Below are 13,161 nucleotides of genomic sequence, written 5' to 3' on the forward strand. Positions count from 1 at the left end.
GACCCCCAAGGGAGACCAGATCCATGCGCATCCTGATCCTCGGCGCCGGCCGCATCGGCACCGCCGTCGCCCATATGATGGCCGCCGGCGGCGCCCACGAGATCACCCTCGCCGACCGCAGCTTCGGCGTGGAGGCCGGCCAGCTGTCGTCGCGCATCCGGCGGGTGGAGGCCGATGCCGCCGATCCGGCCGCCCTGGATGCCGTGATGCAGGGCCATGACGCGGTGCTGGCCGCCGGCCCCTACCATCTCTGCCCGCAGATCGCCGAGGCGGCGGTGCGTAACCGCCTGCACTATTTCGACCTCACCGAAGACGTCCGCTCCACCCGCGCGGTCGCGGCCCTGGCGGCCAAGGCCGAAACCGCGCTGGTTCCCCAGTGCGGCCTGGCCCCGGGCGTGGTCTGCGTGATGGCCCACGGTCTGGCCCATGGCTTCGAGGCCGTCGACGCCGCACGCATCCGCGTGGGCGCGCTGCCCGCCCATCCCACCGGCCCGCTGGGCTATGCCATGACCTGGTCGACCGCCGGCGTGGTCAATGAATACTGCAACCCCTGCGAAGCGATCTGGAACGGCGAGCGCCGCGAAGTCCTGCCGCTGGAAGGCGAAGAAACCGTCATCCTCCACGGCACCACTTACGAGGCCTTCAACACCTCGGGCGGGCTCGGCATGCTGGCCGATGCGTTCGAAGGCAAGGTCCGCACGCTCGATTACAAGACCCTGCGCTATCCCGGTCATCGCGCGATCATGAAGCTTCTGCTCGAAGATCTGAAGCTGCGCGACCGGCGGGAGCTGCTGGAACAGGTTCTGGAAGCCGCCGTGCCGACCACGGACCAGGATGTGGTGGTGCTCTCGGTCTCGGTCGACGGCATCGCCGACGGCCGCCTGACCCGCCGCTCGTGGAGCCGCGAAGTCGGCGCCCGCGAGGTCGACGGCATGCACATGTCGGCCATCCGCCTGACCACCGCTGCCGGCGTCGCCGCCGTCATCGACCTCCTGGCCGAAGGCCGCCTGCCCCGCAGGGGCCTGGTCCGCCACGACCACATCGACGCCGACGCCCTGCTCGCCAACCGCTATGGGCGGCATTACGCCTGATCCGAACACAGCCCGAAGAGGCGCCCACCGCTGCGGCGCCTCTTCGACTGCCCGCAATGGGCCGTGGTTTCCCTACCGATTTGCCAGTGGTAGGTTGGAGCCGGGGCGGATGTGACCAGTAAGGACGCCGTGGTTTCCCTACCGATTTGCCAGTGGTAGGTTGAGCGAGCCATCGCAGAGTTCCTTGACGTGGCCGTGGTTTCCCTACCGATTTGCCAGTGGTAGGTTGATTTGAGCGTCAAGGCCCCCAAGCTTCCGGCCGTGGTTTCCCTACCGATTTGCCAGTGGTAGGTTCCCCGCTGCGTGGACCAGCTGAGTGATCGTGCCGTGGTTTCCCTACCGATTTGCCAGTGGTAGGTTTCGCTGTCCGACGCCGACCGCTACCCCCTGGCCGTGGTTTCCCTACCGATTTGCCAGTGGTAGGTTACAGCCAAGTACATCGGCGACCCGACGCTCGCCGTGGTTTCCCTACCGATTTGCCAGTGGTAGGTTACCTCGCTCGCAACAGATTGATCCTGCTGTGATTTCCGCCGGGAATGCCGCGCCGAAATCACAGCAGGACCATCTGATTGGTGCCGAGGCGCTCGGTTTTTGAGGCGAGGCCGAGCATGACTTCCATACGCGCATACTGCTTGTCCGTGATCTGAAGCGTTCGCACGCTGCCCTCCCGCGGCAGGCTGACGCGGACGCGCCTGATATGCTTGTCGACCGCGTCCTGCCCGCGGCAGACCCGTGCATAGACGGAAAACTGCAGCATCAGGAAGCCGTCATCCTTCAGCGCTTTCCTGAAGCGGGTGGCCCTGCGGCGCTGCTCGCGGGTTCTGACCGGCAGGTCGAAGAATACCATCAACCACATGAAACGGACATCCTCGGCTTTCATGGCGCGCCCTCATCCTTCGCCGGGCCAGCCTGGCATCTGAAGCAGGGCTGCACTGCTGTTCTCCATAGCCCGTACCATCGAGGTGGCGGCCACTTCCGTCGCTGCCAGCAGCGTCATGCGATCCGCCCCGATCGCCACCGAATGGTTGAGAATGCCCGCCATCGCCCTACGGTCGTCGACGGTCAGCTCCCCGCTGGCCTCATCCCGCGCCAGATCGTGCACCGCCCGATCGACGAAGGGCCGGAACGGCTCTATCAGGTCGTCGACCAGATTGAAGGAATTGGTTCGGGATGCATGATGGACGCCGAAGGCCGGCAACAGCCCGGATGCCGTGCAGGCCCGGGCAAGTGCCGCCCGGACCACCGCATAGCCGTAGTTCAACAGGGCGTTGCGCCGGTCAACTTCATTGCCCCGTGTGAAATCGCGGAACAGTTCCGGCCAGTAGACGCGCGCCGCCTGCGCTTCGATGTTGTCGGGATCGCCCGACCCGACCCGACCCGCCATGGCTGAGAGAGCCTTGGCCCGGGGCCGGTCCAGGCGATCCAGCAGCACGGCCTGATTGCCGATCTTGGCGACCACCAGGGCCTGCCACAGCCGCTTTTTCAGCGGCAGGCCGATGCCCACCTGCATATGCGCCACATGGGCCTGTGCGTGATGCTGGTGGAAGGGCAACAGCACGCCCGCCGGATGATGCTTCGCATCCGGCACGATCATCGCCACCCCCCGCCCCGCCAGGGCGGAGAGCAGCGCGCCGGTGACGCTGGTCTGCGGCGTGTCGAGACACCAGCCAGGCAATGTCCTCGATCGCCAGAAAAACCTCGCCATCCTCCTGGGCAACGATCAGTTGCCCGTCCCGAAAGCTCAATCGGGCGGGACGGGAGATGTGCACACCTCTCCATGCCATGTTCTGACCTCACTTTTCACTTCAGTACGCACCCCAAAGCGATCCACATTAAATTTCCTGAGATTCAACAATGTTTTCGCTCCGATTCCTTTCGCCATTTCCGCGGGATTATTATGAACAAAGACGCGGAAAGCGCCTGTCGACCGATCCATTGAGACAAGATATCCTTCTATGACGTCACCATTCGACTTCACCAGCTGGACGTAGCTGCGCGGATACAGACTGAAGCGGAACGAGTGCTCCGCCCCGATCTCGGTCCAGCCGGCCTCGTCCTTGTAGGCCACAACAGACCGCATCGGCGGATGCGGCCAGGCCTTCCGGTTCATCACCTGATGGGGATAGATCGGCACCAGATACCATTCGTCCCGGCCCTTGCGGTTCGGCCTAGTGAAGACGTCGATACGCACCATGTCGCCGCGGTCGGCGGTTCCGCCCCGCACCGGCACCGCCGGCTTGATCTTTTTGGCCGGCGCCGTCCGCAGCTTGACGATGACGTCGCCGCGCGGTGACCGCGGCGGTGCATCGGCCGGCCGGCCGGCGAGGATCCAGGCGCGCACGGCCTCGATGATCGCCTGATTGCGCTCAGGATCCTTGACCCGGTCGAGATCCGCTTCCTTGAGATCCGCCAGACCCCGGCGCTCGAACACCTGCGCCTCCGGGCCCTCTCCGACAACCTGACGGATACTCGCATCATGCCCCTTGCCCCGCGCCCGACGACGCTCAGGGCGGGCGACGAATGCCTGCGCATAGGCCGCCAGAACGTCGCCGCGGAAGCCGGGCCAGGGTGGCGCCACATGGCGCAGCGGGCGGGCGAGCCCCTGCTGCTCCCACTCCTGGAAAGACCGGGTGAGGCGCTGAACCTCCCTTTCACTGATCGCCGCCACGGCAAGTGCATCCAGGGCATGGTGGCGGTCGTCGCTCACCCGCTTGCCGTCGGCCTTCTTCAGGCTCTCCAGCCCCCAGGCATGGCGCAGCGCCGCGGTCAGCGGTCCGGGGCGGGTCAGAACCCGGCGGCGCCCGTCTTTCTCCTGCCGGTCACCGGCCGGATAGAACAGCTTCGCAGCCTCCGCCAGCAGCCGCGCCGCATAGCGGGTGTCGTTCAGATTGCGGCTGCGGAAGCGCTGAGCGACCTCGTCGGCATTCTTCAGAAGCAGGTTGCGCTTCTTGAAGCCACGCAGATCCTTCGAGGTTTCAACCCGGCTCGCGAAGACCTCCCAGGCCTCGGGCGTCCCGGTCAGGCTGAACCATTCCCAGGGTGTCTGCCCGCGCTTGCGCTGATTCGCGCTCGCAAGGCACAAGGTCTTGTTGTTGAAGCTGTCATCGCCGAACCGGGACCAGGGCAGGATGTGGTCCACCTGCACGCTGTTGTCGGTGGCGATCAACTGCCGGACATGAATGTCCTTGCCGGTGTACAGGCATTTGCCGCCCTGTTCCTTCCACAAACGGTAGCGGAGCAGGGTGTCGTCGTCGACGTCCTCCAGAGCCAGCAGCCCGCGGATTTCATCCCGCTCGGTCTGGCGGCGCTTGGTCGTCGTCTCCCGTTGGCTCTCCAGTTCTCGGCGCTTTTCGATACTGTTGCCGACCTCTCGCGCCAGTTCTATATGGATGGCGCCGGGCAGGCCCCAGCGGGCACACATCGCGCGGATCTGCTTCAGCCCCTCGGTCAGCGCCTTGCGGGCGATGGGATTGGCGATGCTCTCGCCCAGCTCCGTCACCAGCGCGTTGAACCCGGCCTTGCTCACCACCTGAGCCGTGTGCGACAGGGTCGATGCAGCATGGTCATAGCCTGCAAGCCGACAGGCCTGATCGTAGCGATGGCCCTGTTGCAGATGGGGCAGCAGATTGCGGCAGGCCTTGGCGGAGATGTGTCCGGCCCCCTTGAACTTCGCGAACGCCCCGTCTTCGAGCCCCCGGTCCAGGGCCTCGATCACGGCCGCGGGCAGTCCCAGCCGGTCGAGTTCCGACCGGATCTTCGCCGTGGCTTCGAAGAAACTCAGGACATGCGCAATGGCGTCCAGCTGATCGGGTCGGGCCTGCATCTCCGCCCACAGCGCCTCGCCCAGGGTCTTGCGCAGCCGCCAGGTACCGGGTGCGGCTTCGCCGGTTCGGGCAACGATATCGCGATCCTCGTCCTCAACCCGAATCGTGGTGAAACGCTCGTCAGGCAGAAGCCCGATCAAGGCGCGCACGCGGCTGACCGGGAGTTTTGCCGTCGCGCCGAGTTCGGCCGAGACGCGGGCCAGATCTTCCGGGGTGAACCTGCGCTCCCCTTCGGCCGTCGCGATCCGCAAATTGATCAGCCGGGTCAGCAGACGGAAACGTTCGAACGAGGGCGCCCATCTGGCGGCGCGCTTTTCATCCCGCTCGAACGGGCAATTCCCCACAAGACGTTCACTGTCCTGCATCTCCGCCTGACGAAAGGCGATCGCGTTGAAATCCGCCTCCAGATCGGGCGAGGCGAAAGCGCTGCCGCGCGCCCTCTGCGCTTCGAACAGCTTGCCGACCTCGTGGATCAGATCGTCCCGCGCGACGGTCCGGTCGAAAATGCCGTCACGGTTCCGGCGCCGTGCACTGTATTCCGGATCGCGGGCGAACATCTCGCCGACGGTGCGATAGCGGGCAGTACGCTCCCTCGTCACCAGAAGGGCCGACAGCATCTTGCTATCTTCCCCACTGGTATTCGCGGCCTTGCGCTTGGCGGAGGAGCGGAAGCCACGATGCCTGGCGATATGACCGAGCGCCACCGCGAATTCTTCGGCACTCAGGCATTGATCGAGCCCTCGGGCCCGCAATTCCCAGGGGTCGAGACGCGGACGCTTCAGGGCGTCCTCATCCGCCGAAGGCAGCAGGCCCTGGGCATGAAACAGACGCCTGATCTCTGCCATGCGATTGCGCCGCCGCCGGATGACCCGGCGGAGCAGGCGATTGCTGCGCCGGACCTGATTGGTCGGGATACGCTCCTTGCTCGTCTCGGGCACATCGAAGCACCAGCTTCCCAGCCCCTCGATCACCCCCGGCTCTCCGGCGGCATCCGCATGGCGAAGCACCGCCCAGCCACATGATCCGATGCCAAGATCGATTCCGAACGTCAGGCGTTCGTTGATCATGCCCCCTCCAAGATCTCGCTTGACTTCCCTGCGTCCTCGAGGCCAACTGTGCTTGGCAAATCGGTAGGGAAGCCACGGTAACAGACTTACCGTAAGGTTTCTCTGTGAAGGATCATCCCCCATTGGGCAACCAATGGGGGAAATTCCTCATCAATACATTGATGAGATGCTGAATCCTTCCGATGCTCATTCGCAGATCGATGAATTGCAGCGCGACGCGACTTCGCGCAGACAGGCGTGTCGCCAAAGATTTTACCACATGATCACCTGACGACGTTTCATCGAACGCCCGCCGATTATCCCTGTCAAGAAACCATCGTGATCGACATGCCCCCGCAGGAATGGATGGCGTGATCGTCCGCCGCTCTCCGGGGCGCCCGGGCGGCCAGACAGTCGCGCTGGAGGAAGATCATGGGTGGACTTTCCGCCCGATCGGGATAGAACAAAAGGGATCGCCTGCGTGAGATTTCCGGGTCTTCACCCCCGTCCGCCAGACGGGGGTGAAGACCCGGCCCCCGCTGGTCGTGCGCTGAGTTGAGCGCGACATCACGTGGTCGCGATGGATGTTTCGGAGGATGACGAGGCCGGCACGGGCACACCGGCGAATTCAGAAGCGGATCTGGACCGATGGTCATGACGACGCGGCGGGACATGCGCCGCATCACGGTTGCGGCGGGCATGCTGCTGAGTGTCGCGGCTCTTGCCGGCACCGGCGGGGACGCCCGGGCCGAGGGTGTCTCGCTCACCATTTCCTGCGGCGCGATCGGTGTCGAGCTGTCGCTCTGCCGCGACGGGGTCGCCGCCTGGGAGAAGACGACCGGCAATACGGTCGACATCGTCTCGACCCCCAATTCCTCGAATGAACGCTTCGCGCTCTATCAGCAGATCCTGGGCGCCGGCGCCGACGATATCGACGTGCTGCAGATCGACGTGGTCTGGCCCGGCATGCTGGCGCCGCATCTGGTCGATCTGTCTGAGTATATGGGCGATGCCCCCGCGCAGCATTTCCCGGCCCTGATCGAGAACGACACCGTCGACGGCCGGCTGGTCGCCATGCCCTGGTGGACCGATGCCGGCGTGCTCTACTACCGCAAGGATCTGCTGGACAGATATGGTCACCAGCCGCCCGAGAGCTGGTCGGATCTCACCCGCATCGCCGCCGACATCCAGCAGAAGGAACGCGCGGCCGGGCAGGCCGATCTCTGGGGCTATGTCTGGCAGGGCCGGGCCTATGAAGGCCTCACCTGCAATGCGCTGGAATGGATCGACGCTTATGGCGGCGGCACCATCGTCGATGCCGACGGCCGGGTGACGGTGAACAACCCCAAGGCCCTGGCCGCCCTGACAGAAGCCGCATCCTGGGTGGGGACAATCTCACCCGAAGGCGTGCTCACTTATGACGAAGAGGCCGCGCGCGGCGTGTTCCAGTCGGGCAAGGCGGTGTTCATGCGCAACTGGCCCTATGCCTGGGCCCTGGCGCAAAGCGCCGACAGCCCCGTGAAGGACAAGGTCGGCGTCACCGCCCTGCCGCCGGGGGCCCCCGAGGGCAAGACCACCGGCACGCTGGGCGGCTGGCATCTGGCGGTCTCGCGCTATTCGAAGCACCCGGCCGAGGCGGCCGATCTGGTGCGGTTCCTGACCGGCGCCGCCGAGCAGAAGCGCCGCGCGGTCGAAGCCGCCTATAACCCGACCATCCCCGCCCTTTACAAGGATGACGAGGTTCTGGCCGCCAACCCGTTCTTCGGCCAGCTCTACCAGACCTTCGAGACCGCGGTCGCCCGCCCGTCCCGGGCCACGGGCGATGCCTATAACCGGCTCTCGGCCGCCGTCTGGCAGCGCACCCAGGATGCGCTGGCCGGGCGGATGACGCCTGAAGCCGCCCTCACCCGCCTCGATCGCGATCTCGGCCGCCTGTCGCGCGGCGGACGCTGGTGAGCGCGACCACGGGCAACGCCGGCCGCGGTTCCGCCCGCACCGCGGCGATCTTCCTGTCGCCGATGATGGCGGTGCTGGCGCTGGTCGCGGTCTGGCCGCTGGCCCGGACCATCTGGTTCGGCTTCACCGATGCCAGCCTGACGGCGCCCGGCGATTACGGCCTGGTCGGCTTCGCCAACTATCTGGAAGCCTATGACGGCGCCTGGTACGGCATCCTGGCCGATCCGACCTGGTGGCGGGCGCTTGCCAATACGCTGATCTTCGCCGCCGCCTCGGTGACGCTGGAAACGGTGCTGGGCATCGCCATGGCCCTGGTGCTGAACGCGGACTTCCCCGGCCGCGGCTGGGTGCGCGCCGCCGTTCTGGTGCCCTGGGCGATCCCCACCGTGGTCTCGGCCAAGATGTGGGCCTGGATGCTCCACGACCAGTTCGGCATCGTGAATGCCGGGCTGATGGCGCTGGGCGTGATCGACCGGCCGGTGGCCTGGCTTGCCGATGCCTCGACCGCCCTGCCGGCGGTGATCCTGGTCGACGTCTGGAAAACCACGCCCTTCGTCGCCCTGCTGATGCTGGCCGCCCTGCAGACCGTGCCGCGCGACTGTTACGAGGCGGCCCGGGTCGACGGGATCCCCGCCTGGAAAGTCTTCATTTTCATCACCCTGCCGCTGATCCGCCCGGCGCTGGCGGTGGCGGTGGTCTTCCGCCTGCTCGATGCGCTCCGGGTGTTCGATCTGGTCTATGTCATGACCGGCAATGCCGAGGCGACGATGACGCTGTCGGTCCATGCCCGCCAGCAGCTGGTCCAGTTCCAGGACATGGGCTATGGCTCGGCCGCCTCTACCCTGCTCTTCCTGGTGGTGGGGTTGGTCACGATCCTGTGGCTGGCGGTGCTCCGCCCCGACCGATCGGCGGCCGGCGGCCGGCACGGAGGGGCCGGCGTATGACCCGCCGCACGCCGCTTGCCGCCATCGGTCTCGGCCTCTCGGTCGTCCTGCTGCTGCTCTGGTCGCTGTTCCCGCTCTATTATGCCGTGCTGACCTCGATGGAAAGCGGCAGTGGCATCTTCCGGATCCGCTGGTGGCCGGAGGCGATCGAATTGGGCAACTACCGGGCCCTGTTCGCCACCGGCGCCTTCGGCCGCAGCATCCTGAACTCGGTGCTGGTGGCGGTGCTGGTGGTGACCGCCTCGGCCGCACTCGGCCTCACCGCCGCCCATGCGCTGGGGCGTATCCGCTTTCGCGGCCGGCGGCTGATCCTGCTGGCGGTGCTCGCGGTTTCGATGTTCCCGCAGGTGGCCGTGCTCTCGGGCATGTTCACGCTGATCCGCGGGCTCGGCCTCTACAATTCGCTCTGGGGCCTGGCGCTCGCCTATCTGCTGTTCACCCTGCCCTTCACGGTCTGGGTGCTGACCACCTTCATCCGCGAGTTGCCGGTCGAGATCGAGGAAGCCGCGATCATGGACGGGGCCGGCCCCTTCACCATCCTGATCCGCATCTTCCTGCCGCTGATGTGGCCGGCCATCGTCACCACCGGGCTGATCGCCTTCATCATCGCCTGGAACGAATTCCTCTTCGCCCTCACCTTCACCCTCACCGACGACATGCGCACGGTGCCGGTCGCGATCGCGCTGCTGACCGGCGGCAGCCAGCACGAACTGCCCTGGGGGATGATCATGGCCGCCTCGGTCACGGTCACCCTGCCGCTGGTGGCGCTGGTGCTGGTCTTCCAGCGCCGTCTGGTGGCCGGGTTGACGGCGGGCGCCGTGAAAGGCTGACGCGCGCTCATGACCGACGATCTGCCCCCCATGCTGGAACTGCGCGGCCTCGGCCGCCGCTATGGCGCGGCCCATGTGCTGCGCGGGCTGGACCTCGCCGTGCCGCACGGCAGCTTCACCGTGGTGGTCGGCCCCTCGGGCTGCGGCAAATCCACCCTGCTGCGCCTGATCGCCGGGCTGGACGCACCGAGCGCGGGCGAGATCCTGATCGACGGCAGCAGGGTCGATCAGCTGCCGCCGGCGAAGCGCGGCGTTTCGATGGTCTTCCAGTCCTATGCGCTCTACCCGCATATGACCGTCCGCCGCAATATCGGCTTCGGCCTGAAGATCGCCGGGGCCTCGGACGCCGACATCCGCGCGCGGATCGCCAGGGCCGCAGACATGCTGAAGATCGGCGAGCTGATGGACCGCAGGCCGGCCCAGCTGTCGGGTGGCCAGCGCCAGCGGGTGGCGATCGCCCGCGCCATCGTGCGCGACCCCAAGGTCTTCCTGTTCGACGAGCCGCTGTCCAATCTGGACGCCGCATTGCGGGCCGGCACCCGGGTGGAGCTTGCCGCCATGCATGCCGATCTGGGCGCCACCATCATCCACGTCACCCATGATCAGGTGGAGGCGATGACGCTGGCCGACCGGCTGGTGGTGCTGAACCGCGGCCGGATCGAGCAGGCGGGCCCGCCGCATGATCTTTACACCCGCCCCGACACGCTGTTCGTCGCCCGCTTCCTGGGCAGCCCGCAGATGAACGTCGTTTCCCCCGCCAGCGCCGCCGGCCGGGCACTGGCCGCGGCGGGGGATCTGCCCCAGGGCACCGCCTGGATCGGCATCCGGCCCGAGGATCTGGCGATCACCGCCGCCGACGCCCCCGATGCGGTGACGACCGGCCGGGTTCGGATGATCGAAGAGCTGGGCGACAGCCGGATCCTGCATTTGCGGGTCGATGACGGCGACGAAATCGTGGTCCGCCATCATCAGCCGGCGCCGCCCGCCGGCGACAGGGTCGGGGTCACCCTCCGTGCGGCCGGCCTGCACGCCTTCGGGGCCGATGAGCGCCGGCTGGCATCCGGTCGATTTTCTGTCTGACGACTCGCGATATACGCGATTTGTTTACCCCTTTTCGGGACAGTGTAGGATCTGAAGGACGTACACGCCGAAGGGGGCGGAAGATGGACATCGCCACACTGGCGATCTACAACGCCTGGATCACCGTGACCCTGACCATCGGCTTCGCCGCGGTCAGCGCGGCACGGCGCGGTCCGGCCCATGTTCTGTGGTGGACCGCGGGCAATGCGGCGCGGGCGATCGCCTCGCTGGTGCTGGCCTTCAACCTCGCGACCGGCGATCTGTCGACCACACTGGCCGCAAACGGCCTGCTGCTCGTCTCTTCGGCGCTCTACCTCACAAGCTTCGAACGCCTGACCGGGCGGCGTGGCCTGATGCCGCCCGCCATCGCGGTGATCGCGGTCACGATGGGGCTGGTGCTCGCCTTCACCATCGCCAGCCCCGACCTGAAGGCGCGCATCGTCTCCTATTCCACCGGATCCGGGCTGCTGCTGATGATGTGCGCGGTGGTCGCGATCCGCAACGACATCCGGGGCCGGGCGCGGCCGTCGCTGCACGCCGCCGGGATCGTCTTCGCGATTTTCGGCGGTCTGACCCTGGCGCGGGGTCTGGCGACGCTGGCGGGCCCGGACATCGACAGCGTGCTGGCCAGCACCTGGGTCCAGAGCGGCTTTCTGGCACTGGCCGGCATGTTCTATGTCGGCAGCAATTTCGCGATGCTGTGGAGCATGGTGGTCGAAGACGGCGAGCGCCACGCGGCCGAGCTGGAAAACGCGCGTGAGGCGGCAGAGCGGGCCAGTTTCGCGAAATCGCGCTTCCTGGCGACCATGAGCCATGAACTGCGCACGCCGCTGAACGGGGTTCTGGGGGCGGCCCAGCTGCTGCTGGGCGATCCCGGGGTGGGCCCGGGGCCGCGCCAGCGGGTGCAGATGATCGCGAGCGCCGGCCGGCATCTGCTGGGTGTGATCAACGACGTGCTCGACTTTTCGAAGATCGAGGCCGGCAAACTGGAATTGCAGCCGCGCGACGGGGTGGATCTGCGCGGCCTGCTGACCGTGGTCAGCGATGTCGTCGCCCCGCAGGCGACGGCCAAGGGCCTGGTTCTGATCACCGATGCCGCGGCCGATCTGCCGCACGCCATCCGCGCCGACGCGATGCGTCTGCAGCAGGTGCTGCTGAACCTGCTGTCGAACGCGGTCAAATTCACCCCCCATGGCCGGGTCATCCTGCGGGCCCGCCGGGGGGAGGACGGGTGGCTGTGTTTCGAGGTGCAGGATGACGGTCCGGGCATCCCGCCCGAGCGCCGGCATCTGCTGTTCAAGGATTTCTCGCAGCTGGACGAGGCCGCGAGTGCCACGGCGGGCACCGGGCTGGGCCTTGCGATTTCGGCGCGGCTGGCCGCCGCCATGGGCGGCCGGCTGGAACTGGACGACAGCGTCACCCGCGGCGCCCTGTTCCGCTTCGAGGTCGCCTTGCCGGAAACCGCCCTCAAGACCAGCAGGGCGGCCGCAGCGCTGGACCGCCCTGAAGCCGCACCACCCCCGCCGCCCGCCACCGGAGGGCGCGGCCCGCGGGTGCTGGTGGCGGACGATGTGGAGATGAACCGCGAGGTTCTGGCCGCCATGCTCAAGCGCCTGGGCTGCATCGTGGAGAAGGCGGAAGACGGCGCCGAAGCGCTGGCCATCGCCGCCCGCGGCGGCATCGATCTGGTGCTGATGGACATGCGCATGCCGGTGATGAACGGGCTGGAGGCGGCGCGCGCCATCCGCGGCCTGACCGACCCGACGCTGGCCGGGGTGCCGATCGTGGCGCTGACCGCCAATGCTTTCGATTCGGCCATGGAACAATGCCGCGAGGCCGGCATGAACGACTATATGGCCAAGCCGGTCCAGCTGTCCGAACTGGCCGAGATGCTGCAGCGCCATACCCGCGTCCGCCGGGCCCCGCCACCGGTGCCGCCGCAGGCCGCCGCGCCGCATCCCGATGGACCGGTCGAGGCGGTGGGCGACGAAATGGCGGCGATCGACAGGCTGCAGCGTCAGATGGGGCAGGATCGTGTGGCCCAGATGCTCGACGGCTTCATGGCCACCGCCACCGACCGTATCCGCCGGATGACCCACGACGCCGACCCTGTGGTGCTGGCCGACGATGCGCGGACGATCGCGGGCCAGGCCGCCCTGCTCGGCCTGGATCAACTGGCCCTCATCGGCCGGCGCCTGGCGATCGCGGTGGAGAACGACGAGGCCGAGCACCTCTGCCGCGGCCATCTGGAGGCCTTCACCAGCCGGCTGCGCGCGACCCTGGTCGAGCTGCTGCTGCGCCGGGCACGGCTCAGGGAATACCAGCCCTATTGACCGGCCCCGGCCTGCGGGCCACCTGCGCCGATGCGCGCGGCCCGCGGCTCGTGCTAA

General features: G+C 67.2%; 9 protein-coding genes and 1 CRISPR repeat array. Of the genes, 6 read left to right on the forward strand and 3 right to left on the reverse strand.

Annotated features, from left to right (window positions below; translation table 11 throughout):
* Nucleotides 1-23: 23 nt before the first annotated feature.
* Entirely contained in the window at nt 24-1,091 is a 1,068-nt protein-coding gene (locus TMO_RS26340; protein WP_014748114.1) for a saccharopine dehydrogenase family protein, read from the forward strand.
* A gap of 60 nt (nt 1,092-1,151) precedes the next feature.
* A CRISPR array of direct repeats spans nt 1,152-1,583; the repeat unit is 36 nt; unit sequence GCCGTGGTTTCCCTACCGATTTGCCAGTGGTAGGTT.
* A gap of 58 nt (nt 1,584-1,641) precedes the next feature.
* Here TMO_RS26340 and cas2 read toward each other — a convergent pair.
* From cas2 to cas9, 3 genes are read right to left on the reverse strand one after another with little or no spacing between them, the layout of a single operon-like run.
* A complete protein-coding gene (gene cas2, locus TMO_RS26345; RefSeq protein WP_014748115.1) occupies nt 1,642-1,971 on the reverse strand; it encodes a CRISPR-associated endonuclease Cas2 in 330 nt (109 codons plus the stop codon).
* Nucleotides 1,972-1,980: 9 nt separating this feature from the next.
* Complete coding sequence (cas1, locus tag TMO_RS26350; RefSeq protein WP_014748116.1) at nt 1,981-2,796, reverse strand: type II CRISPR-associated endonuclease Cas1; 816 nt, start codon at nt 2,794-2,796, stop codon at nt 1,981-1,983.
* A 36-nt stretch (nt 2,797-2,832) separates the two neighbouring features.
* Entirely contained in the window at nt 2,833-6,105 is a 3,273-nt protein-coding gene (gene cas9, locus TMO_RS26355) for a type II CRISPR RNA-guided endonuclease Cas9 (protein ID WP_228382370.1), read from the reverse strand.
* 504 nt (nt 6,106-6,609) lie between these two features.
* On the opposite strand from cas9, the gene TMO_RS26360 reads away from it, so the two are divergent.
* The 5 genes from TMO_RS26360 (at nt 6,610) to TMO_RS30025 (ending at nt 13,104) form a co-directional block, all read left to right on the forward strand.
* Complete coding sequence (locus TMO_RS26360) at nt 6,610-7,917, forward strand: ABC transporter substrate-binding protein (protein ID WP_014748119.1); 1,308 nt, start codon at nt 6,610-6,612, stop codon at nt 7,915-7,917.
* Nucleotides 7,914-8,861: a carbohydrate ABC transporter permease gene (locus TMO_RS26365; protein WP_014748120.1), complete on the forward strand. Its 948-nt coding sequence runs from the start codon at nt 7,914-7,916 to the stop codon at nt 8,859-8,861. The genes TMO_RS26360 and TMO_RS26365 overlap by 4 nt, the downstream gene beginning before the upstream one ends.
* Nucleotides 8,858-9,691: a carbohydrate ABC transporter permease gene (locus TMO_RS26370; protein ID WP_014748121.1), complete on the forward strand. Its 834-nt coding sequence runs from the start codon at nt 8,858-8,860 to the stop codon at nt 9,689-9,691. The genes TMO_RS26365 and TMO_RS26370 overlap by 4 nt, the downstream gene beginning before the upstream one ends.
* Nucleotides 9,692-9,700: 9 nt before the next feature.
* Nucleotides 9,701-10,771, forward strand: coding sequence for an ABC transporter ATP-binding protein (locus tag TMO_RS26375; RefSeq protein ID WP_014748122.1), 1,071 nt, complete (start codon nt 9,701-9,703; stop codon nt 10,769-10,771).
* Nucleotides 10,772-10,854: 83 nt separating this feature from the next.
* Nucleotides 10,855-13,104 carry an ATP-binding protein gene (locus TMO_RS30025; protein ID WP_014748123.1) on the forward strand — a complete coding sequence of 750 codons (2,250 nt, stop codon included), beginning with the start codon at nt 10,855-10,857 and terminating at the stop codon, nt 13,102-13,104.
* Nucleotides 13,105-13,161: the final 57 nt, after the last annotated feature.

The organism is Tistrella mobilis KA081020-065, from assembly GCF_000264455.2.
In the GTDB taxonomy this organism is placed as follows: Bacteria; Pseudomonadota; Alphaproteobacteria; order Tistrellales; family Tistrellaceae; genus Tistrella; species Tistrella mobilis.